Source organism: Variovorax sp. PBS-H4, from assembly GCF_901827205.1.
GTDB lineage: Bacteria > Pseudomonadota > Gammaproteobacteria > Burkholderiales > Burkholderiaceae_C > Variovorax.
In genome coordinates this window covers 3,304,379-3,325,240 of the sequence record NZ_LR594675.1, presented here as the reverse complement: position 1 = coordinate 3,325,240, position 20,862 = coordinate 3,304,379, and the positions used below count along the sequence as shown (strand labels likewise).

Genomic DNA, 20,862 nt, shown 5'->3' with positions numbered 1-20,862 from the left:
ATCAAAGAGGAGATCGCTCGTCGGCTTAGAATTCGATTTGCTCTTGTGATGCACTCGCATCGGCATTATTTTCTACCATCTGCTCAGGTAATTGCTCAGTTTCGCCGGGCTTTTTTACTTTCTGCGCCCATTCTATAAATTTGTCAGGATTTTTCACGGCTTCGTCGAGTACGCGACGAAGAGATTGATACGGCCCATCCGGTTTCTCAAACGTTCTAACCAAATTTGCCATGTTGATGCCAAGAATTCCTAAAGGAACGCGTTTTTCTTTTGGAAGTGCAGAAAGAAACTCATCGTTCATGAGTAGGGTTGCTGCAAATTTCAGTTTTTCAAGTCTTTCATCAAGCCTCGCTTCGAGGGCGAGCTTTTTTATTTCCGCTTTAATGGCGTTCTTTTTTCCGGTATTATCAATGACTTTGCTTTCATTGACTACAATTATGACTTTTTCAAATTCGGTCAGCACTAAATTGATGCCACGATCGACCAAAAGTCCAAGACCCAAGACTTCAAGACCGACATTTGTGGGAAAATGCTCATGACCGGCTATGTTCCTTGAAAATTTGAAGCACAGTCGATTGAAAACTCCCCGTTCCTCTTTGTCGGTTGGTCCTAGAAATATGCCTTCTTGGACGTTTTTCCAGTTTTTTCACAAAATTATTGTGTTCGGTATTTTTGAGGGCTGCCTCTTTTTGCAAGGCATAGATCTTTTCGGCAAAAGCGCTTCTTTCCAGCATTTTGCGGTCTTTCTCCCCCATTTTTGCAAGATTGACTTCCTCGATCGCCCCGATTTCTTTAAGCTCATCAGCAATGACGTCATCGCTTTTCTTGGAAATTTGATAAATTTCATCTTTTGTCTTCTTGAAGAAATTGGTGCAATGCATCGTTGATTTGTTTTCTGTCGCACTTTTTGTAAGTTCGAATTCGAGCGCATTGAAGTCATCTTCCAAGGATGGCTGGCGAGTTAAATCTAGTTCCACCGATTTGGGGGACTCAGGCGCAGAAAGCAGGGCCATGAAGTCCCCTGCAGTAAGTTCGCCAGATTTCTTCCTCAACCCCTTGGCAAGGGCTGCGTTCCCTTCTTTGAAGGCGACTCGTGCTATTGCAAGGCGGGCTGAATCGCGACGGATTTTTACGGTGCCAAATAAGGCATTCTTTAGTCCAGTTCCGTTGCCTTTTGTGCTGACCTTGAGAGAATATGTGCCGTCCTTTTTGATTTTTCCACGAAGTTTGGCGTTGTAGTTTAGGTTTTCCGTGAATTTTTCCAGATCACTAAGGCGTGTGCTCTCGGTGATTGTGATCCTTGGTTGCGTCTTGTTGGGATTCATAAATAAATTTTCCGATATTTAAGGAAGGTAGGGAATATGCCAGAAACCGGTAATCTAGCGGCTGGTCCTAGATCAGGAGGTCGGGGGGTAATTGCTGAATCTGCTCACCCGCCGGTTGTGCTCCGCGCGCAACAATTTCTCGCCACTGCTGCGCTTGATCGATAAATGCGAAGAGAGTTGTCTGTAAGTCGATCGCATAGGCCGATGGCATTGCAATCTGACCGCAGAGTTGGAATTCACCATTCGGCTCGCTGAGCGCCATCGCCCAATCGCGCGAGGCGTGCTCAAGGGACGTGAGCATCATCAAAGCCTCGCAAGTCGGGAGTCGGTGCTCCTCGGGCGGTCGGCCTAGATCCGCCTCGAGGCTGAGCCTGCTGCGCTCCTGATCGAGTTCCGCGAGGACGACATGGCCATCGTCCAACTCAATGGCCCAGCGAGGCGCGTCCGCTTCCTGAACGATGCTTTCGATGCGCGGTGTGCGTTCGCCCAACTCCACGAGGAGTCGGGCCACCTGGTTTGAATCAATGCTCATGAACACCTGCCTGCTTGCACGTGGCAAGCCGCCGCATGACGGCGTGCTTCCTCGCCACGGGTGGAACCCCCTGTGAATCTCGAAACCTTTGTGACCCGGTTTGCTCACCGGATGAGTAACCCCCCTGCAAACGAAGGTTCCACTGTCAAAGAGGGCCGGGAGTTGACCTTTTCTGAGTCATCGAGAAGAAAGTGCTAGGAAGCTGTTCCACACGGGAGTGCAGCGCGGGACCGCCAGTTTTCCGGTGGCTTCGAAAGCTGTTGCCATCAGCTTGTCGTGCTTCCAGTGTTGGGAGCTCTGCAACCAAAAGTAGTCGTGTGAGGGTCGAGTTCTTGCTCATCCCATGAAGACGGGCTCGAGCGTGATGATTTCCGGGTTGTTAATCGTCCCTTCTCCCGCGTTTGCACCCTCTCCGCGAGAGAAGACTCTGAATGTCCTGCCGGGCAGGCAGAGGACCTCTGCCTCTTTCGGGTTGCCCGTCAAGGTGGAGATGTCGCGCCAGCTCGGGTCACCTTCCGGAATGTTGATGAACTTCAGCACAAAGCACCCTTGGAACTTTTGCTCTGCGACGTCCCGTGATGTGCTCGTGGAGACGAATGCCGGGTCCGTATAGACGTCACCTGCCTCCAGGTCGGCGTTGAAGAAGTTCGTGCCGCGGAACAGTTCCATGCCGTGAGGGAGCGGCGGCAGCTTGGCAAAGCCGTTGTCGCAGGCCTTCACCAGGTTCGCGAAGGTTGTCGGCGGAGCGGCAACGTTGTCTTCGCCGAGAGCAGGGTCCGGCTTTTGCCTGAGTGATGGCTGAACGTACTGGAAGCCCTCGCGCCCATACCACCGGATAGCGACGGCCTCGTCGGCAGTCAATTCGTGCGTCTTGATGGTCTCCAGTGCGCTGGGATTGTTGAGCAAACTCGAGAGGTAGCTTTCCAGGACACCTGGAAGCAGGGTGGCCAGGTCTTCGTTGCCCTTCAGGGCATCCTTGTAGAGATCGGATTTGTTCAGGCTCTTCAAGGTGTTGCTCATGCTCTCGCCAAAAGCTTCGCGAGCATGAGCGTCGGCGATTTCATTGACCAAAGGCTCAATGGCTCTGGTCGATGTGGCCTCTTGGAGCTTCCCGATCAGGCGCTTTGGGATCGAAGAAACAAGTGATTTCTTGCTCCTCTGCGACAGGCCATGCTGACTTGAGGCCGGCGAGAGAAAAATTGAATGATCAAGTTCTGTCGCATTTGATGAAAGCTCTGAATTGCTTGAGAGCCTTGAATTTAATTTCAATCCCGGAGGCAAGGGCTGGGCCTTCTTTCGCTCAATTTTCTGACTTGAGGCCTCCTTTCTTTTTTCCTTCAGCCTGTTTAATTTCTTTTGATGTTTTGTGTCTGTCCGTTGCCACGGAGTTGAGATTGCAGCCTGAGTTTTTTCAGTCGAATGTTCTGATTCGGAGAAGCTCGACGTCTCGCTTTCGCTCGTTGCCGATTTCTCCTCGCTGCCAGATGGCGATTCTTCTTGAGCCGCGCTGGAAGATGACGAGCGATCCGGGCTTATGGTATTGAGAATTCGCGAGCTAGGAGGAACTGCCTTCACGAAGGCGGTTCTTTTTGGAACGATGCTGGTTAATTTTGTCGAGGGTGATGATGTCCTGGCGTCCTCGGGCTGCTTTCCGTCTTCAGAACGTGAAATAGGACGGCGCGTGGGATTCGCGGGCATAAAACGCGACGTGGTTATGCGATCACTCATGGCCTGAACTGCTTTCGGTGGTGGATGAAAAATGTTCCCGTGAGCTCGGCGGCGTTCAGCTTGGCGGCGTCGAGACGATTGGAAGCCGCCGTGACCCGGTCTTCCTGCATGATGGGGAACGTTCAGAAAACCAAAGTTCCATAGCCTGATCGGCTCGGGATCGAGCTATCCCGGAAACATTGTTCAGAAGGGCCTTAGGAGCCGATTCGCTTGGGAAGAGCGCGGCTCGGCAATATTTTTCGCCAGCTCGGAAACCTTTGGGATTCTGTTTTTTGGCGAAGAATGGAAACGCGTTCAGAAAACGAAAGTTTCCATGGCCAAGCGGGGCCGGCGGAGCGGCCTATCTCTGAACCATTGAGAAGAAGGGCCCGAGGTTGCCCAGCAGCCAGTTCTGGCCGAAGTCCAGCGCCGCCCGCCGGTACTTCTCATCCGCCTGCGCGGCCAGGAGGTCCAGCCGCGCAACCACCTTCGACAATTCGCGATCGACCACCAGGTTGCGCCCGCGTTCGCTGATCTCCGTGGCCAGCAGCAGCGGCTGGCCGTCCGGTCCGGTCTTCGAGCCGATCAGCCACAGCGAGATCTCGACGTTGCGCGCCGCGCGGTAGCTGTTTTCGGCATTCACGCCGTCGAGCATGGTCTGCTCCCAGGTGCCGCCGTTGGCCTGCTTGAGCATGGATGCCCAGCCGACCACCATCGCTGCGACGCGGTCGCCCTCGTAGGGCCTGGGCTGGGTCTCGAAGGCGAGGCGGATGGCGTCGATGCCGGTAGTGCCGCGCAACGCGGCCAGCGGGACGTCCTGCGAAATAGCGTCCCAGGTGCGCTGGGTCGCGTCCTCCGCGCTCGTCGCCCACTTGCGCCATTCGCGCGGGTTGCGCCGGTACAGCGAGAGCTGCACGCGCCGTATCGACTGCAGGTTGTCGCGCAAGGCGAGGTTGGCGATGCGGTTGGCACCGCTTTGCAGCCATTCATTGTTGCCATAGGCCTCGGCGCGTTCGGTGCTGGCGCAGCCCGCAAGGCCGAGGACCGCAGCGGCCAGGCCACCCATGAGTACGGCGCGGCGCGCGAGAGGAGTAGACAAGAGGTTTTCGCTCATGGCCCGCACGTTATCATCGCCGCCTCGGGCAGCAGCCGGTCCCGGAGAGGTCAGACCGGCCGATATTCCCTTACAAATCAATACCTTGGCAACTTAAAAGCCAACCAGACCAGCCGTGCGTCTCAACTCCATCAAGCTCTCCGGCTTCAAGTCCTTCGCGGAACCGACCAACTTCCTCTTGCCGGGCCAACTGGTGGGGGTTGTCGGCCCCAACGGCTGCGGCAAGTCGAACATCATGGATGCGGTGCGCTGGGTGCTCGGCGAATCGCGAGCTTCCGAACTGCGCGGCGAGTCGATGCAGGACGTGATCTTCAATGGCACGACCACGCGCAAGCAGGCCAGCCGATCGAGCGTGGAGTTGGTGTTCGACAACGCCGACCACCGTGCCGGCGGCCAGTGGTCGCAGTTCGCCGAGATCGCGGTCAAGCGGGTGCTGACGCGCGACGGCAATTCGAGCTACTTCATCAACAACCAGCCGGTGCGCCGGCGCGACGTGCAGGATGTGTTCCTGGGCACCGGCCTTGGCCCGCGCGCCTACGCGATCATCGGACAGGGGACGATCAGCCGGATCATCGAGTCCAAGCCGGAGGAGTTGCGGCTCTTCCTCGAGGAGGCGGCCGGCGTCTCCAAGTACAAGGAGCGCCGCCGGGAGACCGAGAACCGGCTCGGCGACACGCGCGAGAACCTGACCCGCGTCGAGGACATCCTGCGCGAGCTCACCAGCAACCTCGAGCGGCTGGAGAAGCAGGCCGAGGTCGCCACCCGCTACAACACGCTGCAGGCGGATGCAACGCGCAAGCAGCACCAGCTGTGGTTCCTGAAGCGCAGCGAGAGCGAGGGCGACCAGGCCAAGGTCAAGGCAGACGGCGAGAAGGCCATCAACGACCTCGAGTCGCGCATGGCCGACCTGCGCCATGTCGAGTCCGAGCTCGAGACGGTCCGCCAAGCCCACTACGGGGCCGGCGACCAGGTCAACCAGGCGCAGGGCAAGCTCTACGAGGCGAGTGCCGAAGTCGGCCGGCTGGAAGGCGAGATCCGCTTCGTGGTCGAAGGCCGCCAGCGGGTCGAGCAACGTTTGCTGCAGCTCGGCGAGCAGATCGCGCAATGGAACACGCGCCGGGAAGACGCCGAGACCGAGATCGAGACGCTCGCCGGCCAGGGGGTGAATGCCGAGGAGCAGGCCGAACTGCTGGCCGCGCAACTCGAGGAGCACGACGCGCGCATGCCGAGCCTCGAGGAGGCGCAGCAGCGTGCCCAGGACGAGGCCAACGCCCAGCGTGCCAGCGTCGCGCAGGTGCAGCAGCAGATCCAGGTGCTGGCCGCCGACCAGCGCAACATCGAGGAGCAGACCCGCCAGCTCACGCTGCGCGCGGAGCGCCTGCGCAGCGACAAGAATGCGCTGGCCGCACCCGACGAGGCCCGGCTGCGCGAGCTGCAGGAACAGCTGGCCGCCGCGCAGGAAGCCGCCAGCGAAGCCGATGCCCGCCTGCACGACTTGCAGGAAGCCGTGCCGCAGCTCGACGAGGACCGCCGCACCAAGCAGCTTTCCGTCAACACCGAGGGTGCGCGCCATGCCGAGCTGTCGGCTCGGCTCGAAGCCTTGAAGGCGCTGCAGGAGAAGGTCAAGACCGACGGCAAGCTGGCTCCCTGGCTCGCCAGACACGGCCTCGAAAGCCTGCAAGGCCTCTGGAGCCGCATCCACATCGAGCAAGGCTGGGAGAACGCTCTCGAATCCGCGCTGCGCGAGCGCCTCGGCGCGCTTGAAGTCAGCCGCCTGGACATGGTCCGCGCCTTCGGCAGCGATGCGCCACCCGCCAAGCTGGCCTTCTACAGCCCGCCCACGGCTGCCGCGCCGCAAACGCCAGGCGCGCTGCCGCGGCTGGCGGACCTGCTGCGCCTCGGCGACGCGGGTCAGCAGGCGCTGCTGGCCGATTGGCTGCACGGCTGCTTCATCGCGCCGACGCTCGAGGAAGCCCTGGCCCAGCGCGACAAGCTGCAGCCGGGGGAGGCGATCTACGTCAAGAGCGGCCATGCGGTCACGGCCCATAGCGTGAGCTTCTACGCCCAGGATTCCGAGCAGGCGGGCCTGTTGGCGCGCCAGCAGGAGATGGAGAACCTGGAGCGTCAACTGCGCGCCCAGACGCTGATCAGCGAGGAGGCCCGTACCGCGCTGGCCCGCGCCGAGTCCGCCTACGGCGATGCAGCGCAGCGGCTGGTCATCGCGCGGCGCGAAGCGGCAGACACGCAGTCACGCGCGCACGAGCTGCAGGTCGAGACGCTGCGCCTCACGCAATTGGCCGAGCAGACGCGCGCGCGCAGCGAGCAGTTGTCCAGCGACCTCGGCGAAGTCGAGGCGCAGCTCGAGGAGCTGCAGGAAAAGCGTATCGCCGCCGAGGGCCGCTTCGAGGAGCTCGACATGCAGCTGGCCGACAGCCAGGAGCGCCATGCGCAGCTCGACGAGCGCGTGATCGAGGCCGGCCGCGCGCTGTCCGCCAGTCGCGAGCAGCACCGCAGCCTGGAGCGCCAGGCGCAGGAGGCGGTCTTCGCGCAGCGCACGTTGGAAGCGCGCCGCGGCGAGCTCAACCGCGCTATTGAAACGGCGACCCAGCAGGTCGTGTCGCTCACCGAAGAGGACGAGCGCGCCCGCGCCGAGCTCGGCCGCCTGTCCGATGCCGCCGCACAGGCCGGCCTGCAGGACGCGCTCTCGCTCAAGCTGGAACGCGAGACCGCCTTGGGCGCCGCGCGCAGCCAGTACGACGACCTTACGCTCAAGCTGCGTGCCAGCGACGAGCGCCGGCTGCAGCTGGAGCGCGAGCTCGACCCGCTGCGCCAGCGCATCACCGAGCTGCAGTTGAAGGAGCAGGCCGCCCGCCTGGGCTTCGAGCAGTACCAGCAGCTGCTGGCCGATGCCGAGGCCGATCTCGAAGCGATCGCCCGGTCGATCGAGGAGGACAAGGTCCGGCTCACCGGCCTGCAATCGGAAATCGACCGGCTCAACCGCGAGGTCGCCGCGCTCGGCGCGGTCAACCTCGCCGCCCTCGACGAACTCGCGGTGGCGAGCGAGCGCAAGACCTTCCTCGACGCGCAGTCGGCCGACCTCAATGAGGCCATCAACACGCTGGAAGACGCCATCCGCAAGATCGACGGCGAGACCCGCGAGCTCCTCGGCGGCACCTTCAAGATCGTCAACGAGCACTTCAGCCGCATGTTCCCCGAGCTCTTCGGCGGCGGCAACGCAAGGCTCATGATGACCGGCGACGAGATCCTGGACTCCGGCGTCCAGGTGATGGCCCAGCCGCCCGGCAAGAAGAACCAAACCATCCACCTGCTGTCGGGGGGCGAGAAGGCGCTGACAGCCATCGCACTCGTGTTTGCGATCTTCCAGCTCAACCCGGCGCCTTTCTGCTTGCTCGACGAAGTGGATGCGCCATTGGACGACGCCAACACGGAGCGCTACGCCAAGCTCGTGACGGCCATGAGCCGCGAGACCCAGTTCCTCTTCATCAGCCACAACAAGATCGCGATGGAAATGGCTGAACAGCTGATCGGCGTGACCATGCAGGAGCAGGGCGTCTCGCGCATCGTGGCGGTCGACATGGAATCGGCCGTGTCGATGGCCGAGGCCGCGTAGGCGCCGGATGAGCAACCTCACCGTCGCACTCGCAATCCTCGGCGGCCTCGTGCTGGCCGCGGTGGTTGGCTACAACGCCTGGATGTCGCGCCGCAACGCGCCGCGCCAACCCGATGAACCAGTGGGCGATCGGCCTGAAACAGCGCCTGCGCCCCTCAACCGTGATGAAGAGCCGGTGCTGCACGTGGCCGGACACCCGGTAGCCGGCGCCGAGCGCCACGAGCCGCTGTTCGACCCCGACCTGCCCGCGCCCAGCGCGCTGCCGATTCCGACGGCCGACCGTCGCGGCGGGCTGGACCCGCTGATCGACGTCATCGCGCCCATCACGCTGGACGGTCTGGCCTCGGGCGATGCCGCCATTGCCGCCATGCCGGCGACGCGGCGCGCCGGCAGCAAGCCGGTAGCCATCGAGGGCCTCAACGAACACACCGGCGAATGGGAGCCGGCCGCGCCCGGCCAGCGCTACGGCGCCTTCCAGGCCGGCGTGCAACTGGCCAACCGCACCGGTGCGCTCAATGAGATCGAGTACTCCGAATTCGTGGTCAAGGCCCAGGCCTTTGCGGATGCCGTCAACGGCGCGCCCGAGTTCCCCGAGATGCTCGACGAGGTGGCGCGGGCGCGCGAGCTCGATCAGTTCGCGAGCGCGCACGATGCCCAGCTGAGCTTCGTGCTCCGCGCGCAGCACGCCGCCTGGAGCCCGGGCTACGTGCAGCAGAATGCCGCGCGGCTGGGTTTCGTGGCCGGCATCATTCCTGGCCGCATGGTGCTGCCGGCGAGCGAGCTCGGGCTGCCGCCGATTTTGGGGTTGTCCTTCGACACCCAGGCCGCGCTGGCCGACGACCCGGCCCAGTCTGCCATCCGCGAGCTCACGCTGAGCCTGGATGTCCCCCAGGTCGACCGCGCCGAACGCCCCTTCACGCGCATGCGCGAAACGGCCGCCACGCTGGCGCGCGAAATGGATGGCGTCGTGACCGACAGCGACGGCCAGCTGCTGCGCGAGGAGACGATGGACGCGATCGGGGCCGACCTCGAGCAGCTCTACGACACCCTCGATTCGCGCGAGCTGTCGGCGGGGTCGCCACTGGCCCGGCGGCTGTTCAGCTAAAAACGCGCTCTGATCCGGAGATTTCAATGACACCACGCGAGGAAGCGGCTCGCGAAGCCGCAGCGCTGGGCGAGCAGCTGCGCCACAACGCCCATCTCTATTACGTGCTCGACGCGCCCGAGCTGCCCGACGCCGAGTACGACCGCATGTTCCAGCGGCTGCAGGCGCTCGAGGCCGAATACCCCGAGCTGCGCACGCCCGACTCGCCCACGCAGCGCGTTGGAGGCGCCGTGCTGCCAGGCCTCACGCCGGTGCGGCACGCGATGCCGATGCTGTCCATCCACACCGAAACCGACACCACCGCCGCCGGCGCCCTGGCTTTCGACGCCCGGGTACGGCGCGAGCTGGGCCTGGCTGCAGACGCACCCCCGGTCCAATACTCGGCGGAGCTCAAGTTCGACGGACTGGCCATCAACCTGCGCTACGAGAACGGCGTGCTGGTGCAGGGCGCCACTCGCGGCGACGGGGAAACCGGCGAAGACGTGACGCAGAACCTTCGCACCATCGGGCAGATCCCGCTGCGCCTCTCGGGCAAGGCGCCGGCGGTGCTGGAAGTGCGCGGCGAGGTCTACATGCGGCGCGACGCCTTCGAGCGGCTGAACGAACGCCAGCGCGAGCGCGGCGACAAGACCTTCATCAACCCGCGCAACACGGCGGCAGGCGCCATTCGGCAGCTCGATCCCGCGCTGGTGGCGCAGCGGCCCATGAGTTTCTTCGCGTATGGGCTGGGCGAGGTCGTGGGCTGGACGCAGCAGCCGGCCACGCACGGCGAAATGCTGGACGCGCTGGCCGCCTTCGGACTGCCGGTGGCGAAGGAGCGCGCCGTGGGGCCGGGCGCCGACACGCTGGTGGCCTTCCACGCGCGCGTTGCGGCGCAGCGAGACCAGCTGCCCTACGACATCGATGGCGTGGTCTACAAGGTCGACAGCCTGGAGCTGCAGCGCCGGCTCGGCTTCAAGAGCCGCGAGCCGCGCTGGGCCGTGGCGCACAAGTACCCTGCGCAGGAGCAAACGACCGAGGTGCGAAGCATCGAGGTGCAGGTGGGCCGCACCGGCAAGCTCACACCGGTGGCGAAGCTGGCACCGGTGTTTGTCGGCGGCGTCACCGTGACCAACGCCACGCTCCATAACGAGGACGAGGCGAGGCGCAAGGATGTGCGGGTGGGCGACACCGTGATCGTGCGGCGCGCCGGCGACGTGATCCCGGAGGTGGTGGGCGTGGTGCCCGAAAGCGCCGCGCGGCCGCCGGAGCAGCGCGGCCCCATCTTCACTATGCCGAACAAATGCCCGGTGTGCGGTTCCAATGCGCTGCGCGAGGAGGGCGAGGTCGACTATCGCTGCACCGGCGGCCTGTTCTGCGGCGCGCAGCGCAAGGAGGCCATCCTGCATTTCGCGGCACGGCGCGCCATGGACATCGAAGGCCTGGGCGACAAGCTGGTGGAGCAGCTGGTGGACGGCCAGTTGATCCGCACTCTGCCCGACCTTTACAAGCTGGGCCTTGCAACCCTGGCCGGCCTTGATCGCATGGCCGACAAATCGGCGAAGAACCTGGTCGATGCGCTGGAAGCATCGAAGAAGACCACGCTGCCGCGCTTTCTTTTCGGGCTCGGCATCCGGCACGTCGGCGAAAGCACCGCGAAGGACCTGGCCAAGCACTTCGGCAAGCTCGACGCGATCATGGATGCGACCGAAGAGGAATTGCTCGAAGTCAACGACGTCGGACCGGTGGTTGCGAAGAGCCTGCGAACCTTTTTCGAGCAGGAACACAACCGCGAGGTGGTGCAGCAGCTGCGCGCCTGCGGCGTGACCTGGCACGAGGGCGAGCCGGCCGCACGCGCGCCCAAGCCGCTCGCGGGCAAGACCTTCGTCATCACCGGCACCCTTCCTACGCTCAGCCGCGACGAGGCCAAGGACAAACTGGAATCGGCGGGCGCCAAGGTCGCCGGGTCGGTCAGCAAGAAAACCGATTTCCTGGTGGCGGGCGCCGAGGCCGGCAGCAAGCTCGACAAGGCGACCGGGCTGGGGGTGGCCGTCATCGACGAGGCGCGCATGCTCGAGATTCTCGAGAACGGGCTTTGAAGAGCCGAGCTTTACCGGGCGTTACTGCGCTTTATCCGGCAGAAGTCAACAAGGTCTACAAAGGGGACGTTGACAGGAGTACCTACCAGGAGTCCATCATGATCAAGAATCTTCGGCTATGGGGTGTGGGCGCCGTCGTCGGCGGGGCGGCCCTGCTGGGCGGCTGCGTGGCCGTGCCGGGAGGCTCCTACGGGTACTCCGACCCCTACCCCTACTATTCCGACCCGGGGCCGGTCGTGGTCCAGCCGAACGTCTATATCGACGGTGGCTACTACTCCCGGCCGCGTTATCCCTATCCGTACCGCTACGACCACGGGCGCCCGGGCTACTACCCGTATGCAGACCATCCGCGCTCCGGTTGGAGCGGGGTACGCCCCGGCGTTCCCGTGCCGCCGCCGCCCGGCCTGGGCCCGCGGACCGGCGGTGTTGCCGGCACGCAGGTGCCGATTCCTCCGGGCCGCAGTGCGCGCGAGATCAACCGCATGCTCAGTTCGCCGGACTCGCGCAACCAGACGCCTCCCTGAGGCTGCGCGGCCGGGGTGCACGGTCGCGATAATGGCGGCCATGACGGTACGCGAAATCCTGATGATGGGCGACCCCCGGCTGCTGCGCATTGCACAGCCGGTCGCTGAATTCGACACCGACGAGCTTCATCTGCTCGTGCGCGACATGTTCGAGACCATGCACGCGGTAAACGGGGCGGGCCTCGCCGCGCCGCAGATCGGCGTCGACCAGCAGCTCGTGATCTTCGGCACCGACACCGTCAATCCGCGCTATCCGGATGCGCCTGCCGTGCCGCGCACCGTGCTGATCAATCCCGTCATCACGCCGATCGGCGACGCGGAGGAGGAGGGCTGGGAAGGCTGCCTGTCCGTGCCGGGGCTGCGCGGCGTGGTGCCGCGCTTCGCGCACATCCGCTATAGCGGCTTCGACCCCTATGGCGAACCCATCGACCGCACCGTCACCGGCTTCCACGCACGCGTGGTGCAGCACGAGGTCGACCACCTTCTGGGCAAGCTCTACCCGATGCGGGTGCGCGATTTCTCGCGCTTCGGCTACACCGAGATCCTGTTCCCGGGCCTCGATGCGAGCGAAGACGAGTAGCGGCGTTCAGTTGTAGCGCCCGCCGCTCCCGCCGATGCTGAAGCGCCCGGCGCCCATGAAGGCCACGGCCAGCGCGCTGAAGAAGAACATGCCCTGCAGCTCGAGCTCCCAGCCGCCTTGCTTGTTGAGCAGGCCGATCTGCTTCATGTGGACCAGCCAGACCGCGACCAGCATGTTGATGACCACGATCCACGCCGCAGGCCGCGTATAGAGGCCGATGATCAGCAGCACCGGCGCGATGATTTCACCGACATAGACCAGGTAGGCCAAGGCGCCCGGCAAGCCGTGCGAAGCCAGCATGGTGGATACGAAGCCCACGCCGCCACTGATCTTCGCGATACCGTGCAGCAGGATGAGGACGCCCAGGGCGACGCGGAGTACGAGCTTGCCGGTGTCGTCGGAACGGATCATGTCGAAGCCTTTCTGTTGTTAAAAAAACAGGGGCGATTGTGGTCGATTCCGTGCACGATCTCCTGGCCGTCCACTGGTGACCTGGGGAGACTGCTGCAGGCTCAGGCTGCCAGTGCTTCGAGCAGCTCGGTCTCGATGGTCGCCTGCGTGCGCTGGCCCTGCAGCTCGGGCCCGCTGATCAGGAAGGTGTCCTCGACCCGCTCGCCCAGCGTGGTGATCTTGGCGAGCTGCAGGTTGAGGTGATGACGCGCCAGCACGCGCGCCACCGAGTACAGGAGGCCAGCCCGGTCGCTCGCCGAGATGTTGAGCAGCCAACGCTGCGCCTTGTCGTCGGGCAACAGGCTGACTCGCGGCTTGACCGGGAAGCTGCGTACCCGGCGCGACACCCGGCCCTTGCTGGGCGAAGGCAGCGGGCCGGCCTCGTCCAGCGTCTTCGCCAGGCCGGTCTCGACCATGCTGATCAGGTCGCGGTAGTGCTCGGGAATGAAGGTGGTGACGACCTGGAAGGTGTCGAGCGCGTAGCCGTTCGTGGCCGTGTGCACCTTGGCGTCGAGGATGCTGAAGGAGGACTGGTCGAAGTAGCCGCAGATGCGCGCGAACAGATCGGCCTGGTCGGGCGTGTAGACCACCACCTGCAGCCCTTCGCCCACCGGTGAGAGCCGGGCCCGCACGATCGCGGGCGCATGCGGGTCGACCGGCACGTTCCTGGGCGGCACGTGGCGCGACAGCTGCTTGGTGTGCCAGGCGATCTCGGAGGCGTCGTGACGCATGAAGTACCCGACGTCGAGTGTTTCCCACAGCGCCTTGTGCGCCTCGAAGGGCTGCGCATACAAGGCCAGTTGCACCAGCGCGTCGCGTTTGCGGGCCTCCACCTCGGCGCCCGGGTCGGGCATGCGGCCGCCCAGCGCCCGCAATGTGGACCGGTAGAGGTCCTCGAGCAGCTTGCCTTTCCACGCGTTCCATACACGCGGCGAGGTGCCGCGGATGTCGGCGATGGTGAGGAGGTACAGCGCCGTCAGGTAGCGCTCGTTGCCCACCCGCTTGGCGAAGCCGCCGATCACCTCGGGATCGCTCAGGTCCTGCTTTTGCGCGACCTGGCTCATCACGAGGTGCTCGGAGACGAGGAACTCGATCAGCTTGGCGTCCTCGCGTGGGATCTCGTGCTGGCGGCAGAAGCGCCGGACGTCGCGCGAACCCAGTTCCGAATGGTCGCCGCCGCGCCCCTTCGCAATGTCGTGGAACAAGGCCGCGACATAGAGGATCCATGGCTTGTCCCAGCCGCCCGCGAGCTGCGAGCAGAAGGGGTATTCGTGCGCGTGCTCGACGATGAAGAAGCGGCGCACGTTGCGCAGCACCATCAGGATGTGCTGGTCGACCGTGTAGACGTGGAACAGGTCATGCTGCATCTGGCCCACGATGCTGCGGAACACGCGCAGGTATCGGCCCAGTACCGAGGTCTGGTTCATCAGCCTGAACGCGTGCGTGATGCCGCGCGGCTCCAGCAGGATGCGCATGAAGGTCGCATGGTTCACGCGGTCGTTGCGGAACTTGCTGTCCATCACGTGGCGCGCGTTGTAGAGCGCGCGCAGCGTGCGCGCCGACAGCCCGTTCACGCCGATGGTCTTCTGGTAGAGCAGGAAGGTCTCGAGGATTGCGTGCGGATCCTTGAGGTACAGATCGTCGCTTGCGACCTCGATCAGCCCGCCTTTTTCGAAGAAGCGCTCGTTGATCCGGGTGGCCTGCTCCTCCTGCGGATTCAGCCGGTCGGCGATGTTGAGCAGCAGGATCTGGTTGAGCTGCGTCACCGCCTTGGCGGCCCAGTAGTAGCGGCGCATGAGCGCCTCGCTGGCTTTGCGCTGCGACTCGCCGCCGTAGCCGAAGGTGGCGGCCACGGCGGTCTGCAGGTCGAACACCAGGCGGTCCTCGCGCCGGTTGGCGATCAGGTGCAGGCGGGCTCGGATCAGGCTCAGCAGCGCCTCGTTGCGCTTGATCTGCTGTACCTCGAAAGGCGTGGCCAGGCCGTTCTTTGCCAGGTCGTCCCAGCGCCTGCCGAAGCCGGCCGCCTTGGCGACCCAGAGCACGGTCTGCAGGTCGCGCAGCCCGCCCGGTGATTCCTTGCAGTTGGGCTCCAGCGCATAGGGCGTGTTCTCGTACTTCTGGTGCCGATGCCGCATTTCCTGGGTCTTGGCCGCGAAGAAGGCGTGCGGGTCGATGTCGGCGAGGAAGCTCTTGCGAAAGGCGGTGTAAAGCTTCTTGTCGCCGGCGACGAGACGCGACTCCAGCAGCGAGGTCTGGACCGTGACGTCCTTGGCGGCCTCGGCCAGGCATTCGTCCACCGTGCGCACGCTGGAGCCGATCTCGAGGCCCGCGTCCCAGCAATGTCCGATGAAAGCCTCCATGTGCGCCGGTTCGATCTCGGTGGCATGGTCGGCGGGCAGCAGCAGCAGCACATCGACGTCGGAGAAGGGGAACAACTCGCCGCGCCCGAAGCCGCCCACTGCGACCAGTGCGAGGCGGTTGCCGAAGCCCGCGTCCTCCCACAGCGCATTGAGGGCCTCGTCTGCCAACGCTGACAACTGGCGCAGCACGGTGTGCACGCTGCGTGTGGGCGCGCGTGCGCTGCGTGCCTGGTCGTACAGCGCAAGCTTGTGCGTGCGGTACGCGTCGCGCAGGGAGGCAATGTCCACCATGGCAGCCCGCCGAAGGCTGGACACCGCCTTCAGGCCGATGCGCTGGCGAACGCAGGCGGCGGCGGGCTGCCGGGCGAGAGCGTGAGCACCTCGTAGCCGGTCTCGGTGACCAGCACCGTGTGCTCCCATTGCGCCGACAGCGAGTGGTCGCGGGTGACGATCGTCCAGCCGTCATACTGGCCGCCCCGCGCGTCTTCCTTGATGTCGCGCTTGCCGGCGTTGATCATCGGCTCGATGGTGAAGGTCATGCCGGGCTTGAGCTCATCGAGCGTGCCGGGCTTGCCGTAGTGCAGCACCTGCGGCTCCTCGTGGAAACCGCGGCCGATGCCGTGGCCGCAGAACTCGCGCACCACCGAAAAGCCGTTGCTTTCGGCGAAGCGCTGGATGGCGAAGCCGATGTCGCCCAGGTGCACGCCCGGCTTGACCTTGACGATGCCGTGCCACATGGCCTCGTAGGTGAGGGCGCACAGCCGCTTGGCCGCGATCGAGGCATCGCCCACGACGAACATGCGGCTGGTGTCGCCGTGCCAGCCGTCCTTGATGACCGTGACGTCGATGTTGACGATGTCGCCCTTCTTGAGCGGCTTGTCGTTCGGAATGCCGTGGCAGACCACGTGGTTGACCGACGTGCAGACGGACTTGGGGTAGGGCACGCTCGAGGCGCCCATGTAGTTGAGGGGGGCCGGGATCGCGCCCTGGACCTGCGTGATGTAGTCGTGCGCGAGCTTGTCGATCTCGTTCGTGGTCATGCCGGGCTTCACGTGCGGGGTCAGGTAGTCCAGCACTTCGGCTGCGAGGCGGCACGCGGTGCGCATGCCGGCCACGCCCTCGGCGTCTTTGTAGGTGATGCTCATGGGCCGGAATTATCCCATCCGCCCCGCTAAAATTCCGGCCTCGGCGCGGATGGCCCTGTCCGCTGGGTCATTGAAATGGCGCCCGAGGGACATGCGAGACGGGCTGCGATGCAAGGCGCGAAGCGCAGCGATGCCGGTGGCATTGCGAGCATTCGCAACGCCGCAGCGCGGCTCGTATCGCATGGACAGCGGGTGTCATTTCAGTGATCCAGTGGACTGGTCAGCGGCCGCCGACTTCATCTCCTGGTTTCCAACGCGGCCCGACGGCCGATCCGATCGTGATCCTGCCCCTGAATGCGCCCCTCCATCCCCTGCCCCCGGTCGTGACCTTCTTCGAGGGCGGCAGCGCGCTCAGTGAGTTCCGGGGACGGCAACTGCTGCCCAGGCTGCAGGCCGTCGAGCCGCTCATCGTGGGCGTTTCGGCGCACTTCGTGCACCTGGTTGCGACCGACCATGCGCTCGAAGGCGCCGAACGCGAGCGCTTCGCCGCCTTGCTGGACTACGGCGAGCCCTTCGACGCGCCCGCGAAGGCGGGGCCGGTGCTCGTCGTCACGCCGCGCCTGGGCACCGTCTCGCCCTGGGCCTCGAAAGCCACCGACATTGCCCACAACTGCGGATTGGCGCTGCGCCGGGTCGAGCGCGTCACGCAGTACGACCTGGTACTCAAGGCCCCGCTGCTCGGCAAGGCGCCGGTGCTGCACGAGGATCGGCTGGCCGCGGTGGCTGCACTGTTGCACGACCGCATGACCGAATCGGTGCTGACCGGGCTCAAGCAGGCAGCGGCGCTGTTCGCGGAGTTGCCGGGCCAGCCGGTGGCGCAGGTGGATGTTCTGGCCGACGGGCGCGCCGCGCTCGTCGAGGCCAACAAGCGCTTCGGCCTGGCATTGGCCGAGGACGAGATCGACTACCTGGTCGAAGCCTTCACCCGACTCGGCCGCAACCCGAGCGACGTCGAGCTGATGATGTTCGCCCAGGCCAACAGCGAGCACTGCCGCCACAAGATCTTCAACGCAGATTTCGTGATCGATGGCGAGCCGCAGCCGCAGAGCCTGTTTTCGATGATCCGGCACACCGAACGCCAGAACCCGCAGCACACCGTGGTGGCTTACGCCGACAACGCCTCGATCATGGAAGGCTCGCGCATCGAGCGCTTTGTCGCGACTTCGGCCGCTGGCCCCTACGGCCGGCAGGATGCGCTGAACCACGTGCTGATGAAGGTCGAGACGCACAATCATCCAACCGCGATCTCGCCTTTTCCGGGCGCCTCCACCGGTGCCGGCGGCGAGATCCGCGACGAGGGCGCCACCGGCCGCGGCTCCAAGCCCAAGGCCGGGCTGACCGGCTTCACTGTCTCGAAGCTCTGGCCCGACGAGCACAGTTACGGCAAGCCCGACCACATCGCCAGCCCGTTGCAGATCATGACCGACGGCCCGCTTGGCGGGGCCGCCTTCAACAACGAGTTCGGCCGGCCCAACCTGCTTGGCTACTTTCGCGAGTACGAGCAGGCCATCGCGAGCGAGCGCGACACGCTGCAACGCGGCTACCACAAGCCGATCATGATCGCGGGTGGCCTCGGCAGCATCGATGCGGGCCAGACGAAGAAGATCCAGTTTCCCGCGGGCACGCTGCTGATCCAGCTGGGCGGGCCGGGCATGCGCATCGGCATGGGCGGTAGTGCGGCGAGCTCGATGGCCACCGGCGCCAATGCGGCGGAACTGGACTTCGACTCGGTGCAGCGCGGCAATCCCGAAATCGAGAGACGCGCTCAGGAGGTCATCAACCATTGCTGGCAGCAAGGCGCGGCGAATCCGATCCTGGCGATCCATGACGTGGGTGCAGGTGGACTGAGCAATGCCTTCCCGGAGCTCACCAACGATGCGGGCCGGGGCGCGCGCTTCGACCTGCGCGCCGTGCCGCTGGAGGAATCGGGCCTGGCGCCGAAGGAGATCTGGTGCAACGAGAGCCAGGAGCGCTATGTGCTGGCGATCGCGCCGCAGTCGCTGCTGGAGTTCCAGGCGTTCTGCGAGCGGGAGCGGTGTCCGTTTGCCGTGGTGGGCGTGGCCACGGAGGAGCGGCAACTGGTCGTGGCGGACGAGGACACTCCACCACCCGTCGACATGCCCATGGACGTTCTTCTCGGCAAGCCCCCCAAGATGCTGCGCGACGTGAAGCGCGTCGGCCGCAAGTTCAAGCCCCTCGAGCTGACCGGCGTCGACCTGCAGAAGGCAGCCATCGACGTCCTCTCTCACCCCACTGTCGCCTCCAAGCGCTTCCTTGTCACCATCGGCGACCGCACCGTCGGCGGGCTCAGTCATCGCGATCAGATGGTCGGCCCCTGGCAGGTGCCGGTGGCCGACTGCGCGGTGACCCTGGCCGACTACAAGGGCTTTGCCGGCGAGGCGATGAGCATGGGCGAGCGCACTCCGCTGGCCGCTATCGACGCACCGGCATCCGGGCGGATGGCGGTGGCGGAAGCCATTACCAACCTGCTGGCTGCGCCCATCGAGCTCTCGCGCGTCAAGCTGTCGGCCAACTGGATGGCGGCCTGCGGCGAACCGGGCGAGGATGCGGCGCTGTACGAGACCGTGAAGGCCGTGGGACTCGAACTCTGCCCGGCGCTCGGCATCTCCATTCCGGTGGGGAAGGATTCCCTGTCCATGCGCACCCAGTGGCAGGACCAGGGCGGCGAACAGAAGAAGGTCAGCTCGCCCGTGAGCCTGATCGTGAGCGCCTTTGCCACCCTGGCCGACGTGCGCGGCACCTTGACGCCGCAGCTGGATGCGACCGAGCCCGACAGCACGCTCGTCCTGATCGACCTGGGACGGGGCCGGAATCGCATGGCGGGCAGCATCCTGGCCCAGGCGCTCGCGCAGAGCGGCGACAGGGTGCCGGACCTCGACGACCCGCAGGACCTCGTCAAGCTCGTGGCGGCCGTCAACGCGCTGCGCGCCGAGGGCAAGATCCTCGCGATGCACGACCGCAGCGACGGTGGCCTGTTCGCCGCCGCCTGCGAGATGGCCTTTGCCGGCCATGTGGGCGTCGCCCTCAACATCGACCTGCTGGTGACCGAAGGCGACGGCATCAGCGACAGCCGCGCCGAGTACGGCGATGCCAAGAACTGGGCCGGCCAGGTCAGTGCCCGGCGCGAGGAGCTCAGCCTGAAGGCGCTCTTCAACGAAGAACTCGGCATGCTGCTGCAGGTGCGAACCGCCGAACGCAACGAGGTGATGCAGACGCTGCGCGCGCACGGCCTCAGCGCGCACAGCCATTTCGTCGGCAAGACCCGGCCCGACGCCTCGGCCATCGACGCCGGCAAGGGCAAGGTGGAGGTGTGGCGCGATGCCAAGGCCATCTTCAGCGCCAGGCTGCACGACTTGCACCAGGTCTGGGACGCGGTGAGCTGGAAGATCTGCCGCGTGCGCGACAACCCGGACTGCGCGGACGCCGAGCATGCCGCCGCAGGCGAGCCGCAGGACCCGGGCCGGCACGTGCACCTGGCGCCCGGCGTCGAGGAGGACGTGGCCGCGCCTTTCCTCAACCTCGCGCGGCCCAGGGTCGCGATCCTGCGCGAGCAGGGCGTCAACTCGCACGTCGAGATGGCCTATGCCTTTCATGAGGCAGGCTTCGAATCCTTCGACGTGCACATGACCGACCTGCAGACCGGCCGGGCCGACCTGGCCGACTTCAAGGGTGTGGTGGCCTGCGGCGGCTTCAGCTACGGCGACACGTTGGGCGCCGGCATCGGCTGGGCGCGAAGCATCACCTTCAACCCGAAGCTGAGCGAGCAGTTCAAGGCCTTCTTCGGCCGCGCCGACACCTTTGGCCTGGGCGTGTGCAACGGCTGCCAGATGTTTGCCGAACTGGCTGACATCATTCCTGGCGCGGAGCACTGGCCGCGCTTCACCACCAACCAGAGCGAGCGCTTCGAGGCGCGGCTGTCGATGGTCGAGGTGCTCGATTCACCCAGCGTGTTCTTTGCGGGCATGGCCGGCAGCCGGCTGCCCATTGCGGTGGCGCATGGCGAGGGCTATGCGAACTTCAAGCACCGGGGCGACCCGGCGAAGGCCATCGCGGCGATGCGCTTCGTCGACAACCATGGGCAAGCGACGGAGCGTTATCCCTTCAATCCCAACGGCAGCGCGGGCGGCCTGACGGCAGTGACCACCGCCGATGGCCGCTTTACCGCGGTCATGCCGCATCCGGAGCGGGTGTTCCGCAATATCCAGATGAGCTGGACCCCGGGGGACAAGAGCGCGCTCAGCCCGTGGATGCGGATCTGGCGCAACGCGCGGAAGTGGGTGGGCTGAGCCC

At 64.8% G+C, this 20,862-nt stretch carries 14 protein-coding genes; 6 read left to right on the top strand and 8 right to left on the bottom strand.

The window, feature by feature from the left end; all coding sequences use genetic code 11:
* Positions 1-25: 25 nt before the first annotated feature.
* From E5CHR_RS15745 to E5CHR_RS15725, 5 genes are all read right to left on the bottom strand, one after another.
* On the bottom strand, positions 26-502 hold the full coding sequence (locus E5CHR_RS15745) for a hypothetical protein (RefSeq protein WP_162580720.1): 477 nt from the start codon (positions 500-502) through the stop codon (positions 26-28).
* Positions 503-533: 31 nt separating this feature from the next.
* The gene (locus E5CHR_RS15740) at positions 534-1,325 is read right to left on the bottom strand and encodes a hypothetical protein (protein WP_162580719.1); all 792 of its coding nucleotides are present in this window, start codon (positions 1,323-1,325) and stop codon (positions 534-536) included.
* Between the two features lie 67 nt (positions 1,326-1,392).
* Positions 1,393-1,857, bottom strand: coding sequence for a type III secretion system chaperone (locus E5CHR_RS15735; RefSeq protein ID WP_162580718.1), 465 nt, complete (start codon positions 1,855-1,857; stop codon positions 1,393-1,395).
* Positions 1,858-2,193: 336 nt separating this feature from the next.
* Positions 2,194-3,585, bottom strand: coding sequence for an ADP-ribosyltransferase (locus E5CHR_RS15730; RefSeq protein ID WP_162580717.1), 1,392 nt, complete (start codon positions 3,583-3,585; stop codon positions 2,194-2,196).
* Positions 3,586-3,925: 340 nt separating this feature from the next.
* Positions 3,926-4,678 (bottom strand): hypothetical protein, encoded by a 753-nt coding sequence (locus E5CHR_RS15725; RefSeq protein WP_162580716.1) that lies wholly within the window; start codon positions 4,676-4,678, stop codon positions 3,926-3,928.
* 115 nt (positions 4,679-4,793) lie between these two features.
* Here E5CHR_RS15725 and smc point away from each other — a divergent pair, with 115 nt between their 5' ends.
* From smc to def, 5 genes are all read left to right on the top strand, one after another.
* Positions 4,794-8,309 (top strand): chromosome segregation protein SMC, encoded by a 3,516-nt coding sequence (gene smc / locus E5CHR_RS15720; protein ID WP_162580715.1) that lies wholly within the window; start codon positions 4,794-4,796, stop codon positions 8,307-8,309.
* Positions 8,310-8,316: 7 nt separating this feature from the next.
* Positions 8,317-9,414: a cell division protein ZipA C-terminal FtsZ-binding domain-containing protein gene (locus tag E5CHR_RS15715; protein WP_162580714.1), complete on the top strand. Its 1,098-nt coding sequence runs from the start codon at positions 8,317-8,319 to the stop codon at positions 9,412-9,414.
* Between the two features lie 26 nt (positions 9,415-9,440).
* Positions 9,441-11,492 (top strand): NAD-dependent DNA ligase LigA, encoded by a 2,052-nt coding sequence (gene ligA, locus E5CHR_RS15710; RefSeq protein ID WP_162580713.1) that lies wholly within the window; start codon positions 9,441-9,443, stop codon positions 11,490-11,492.
* A 98-nt stretch (positions 11,493-11,590) separates the two neighbouring features.
* Positions 11,591-12,016, top strand: coding sequence for a hypothetical protein (locus tag E5CHR_RS15705; protein ID WP_232062070.1), 426 nt, complete (start codon positions 11,591-11,593; stop codon positions 12,014-12,016).
* Positions 12,017-12,056: 40 nt separating this feature from the next.
* Positions 12,057-12,596 (top strand): peptide deformylase, encoded by a 540-nt coding sequence (gene def, locus E5CHR_RS15700; protein ID WP_162580712.1) that lies wholly within the window; start codon positions 12,057-12,059, stop codon positions 12,594-12,596.
* A 6-nt stretch (positions 12,597-12,602) separates the two neighbouring features.
* Here def and E5CHR_RS15695 read toward each other — a convergent pair whose 3' ends face one another.
* From E5CHR_RS15695 to map, 3 genes are all read right to left on the bottom strand, one after another.
* Positions 12,603-13,007, bottom strand: a complete 405-nt coding sequence (locus tag E5CHR_RS15695; RefSeq protein ID WP_162580711.1) for a DoxX family protein — start codon at positions 13,005-13,007, stop codon at positions 12,603-12,605.
* 101 nt (positions 13,008-13,108) lie between these two features.
* Positions 13,109-15,697, bottom strand: a complete 2,589-nt coding sequence (locus E5CHR_RS15690) for a [protein-PII] uridylyltransferase (RefSeq protein ID WP_162580710.1) — start codon at positions 15,695-15,697, stop codon at positions 13,109-13,111.
* Between the two features lie 29 nt (positions 15,698-15,726).
* Positions 15,727-16,551 carry a type I methionyl aminopeptidase gene (gene map, locus E5CHR_RS15685; RefSeq protein WP_162580709.1) on the bottom strand — a complete coding sequence of 275 codons (825 nt, stop codon included), beginning with the start codon at positions 16,549-16,551 and terminating at the stop codon, positions 15,727-15,729.
* 278 nt (positions 16,552-16,829) lie between these two features.
* Between map and purL the strand changes: the two genes are divergently transcribed.
* A complete protein-coding gene (gene purL / locus E5CHR_RS15680; protein ID WP_443083079.1) occupies positions 16,830-20,858 on the top strand; it encodes a phosphoribosylformylglycinamidine synthase in 4,029 nt (1,342 codons plus the stop codon).
* Positions 20,859-20,862 lie beyond the last annotated feature (4 nt).

Coding starts and splice junctions, on each gene's coding strand:
- E5CHR_RS15690 (WP_162580710.1), bottom strand. CDS start 15,697: ATGGTGGACATTGCCTCCCTGCGCGACGCGTACCGCACGCACAAGCTT.
- def (WP_162580712.1), top strand. CDS start 12,057: ATGACGGTACGCGAAATCCTGATGATGGGCGACCCCCGGCTGCTGCGC.
- E5CHR_RS15695 (WP_162580711.1), bottom strand. CDS start 13,007: ATGATCCGTTCCGACGACACCGGCAAGCTCGTACTCCGCGTCGCCCTG.
- E5CHR_RS15740 (WP_162580719.1), bottom strand. CDS start 1,325: ATGAATCCCAACAAGACGCAACCAAGGATCACAATCACCGAGAGCACA.
- E5CHR_RS15730 (WP_162580717.1), bottom strand. CDS start 3,585: ATGAGTGATCGCATAACCACGTCGCGTTTTATGCCCGCGAATCCCACG.
- E5CHR_RS15715 (WP_162580714.1), top strand. CDS start 8,317: ATGAGCAACCTCACCGTCGCACTCGCAATCCTCGGCGGCCTCGTGCTG.
- E5CHR_RS15725 (WP_162580716.1), bottom strand. CDS start 4,678: ATGAGCGAAAACCTCTTGTCTACTCCTCTCGCGCGCCGCGCCGTACTC.
- ligA (WP_162580713.1), top strand. CDS start 9,441: ATGACACCACGCGAGGAAGCGGCTCGCGAAGCCGCAGCGCTGGGCGAG.
- E5CHR_RS15705 (WP_232062070.1), top strand. CDS start 11,591: ATGATCAAGAATCTTCGGCTATGGGGTGTGGGCGCCGTCGTCGGCGGG.
- map (WP_162580709.1), bottom strand. CDS start 16,551: ATGAGCATCACCTACAAAGACGCCGAGGGCGTGGCCGGCATGCGCACC.
- E5CHR_RS15735 (WP_162580718.1), bottom strand. CDS start 1,857: ATGAGCATTGATTCAAACCAGGTGGCCCGACTCCTCGTGGAGTTGGGC.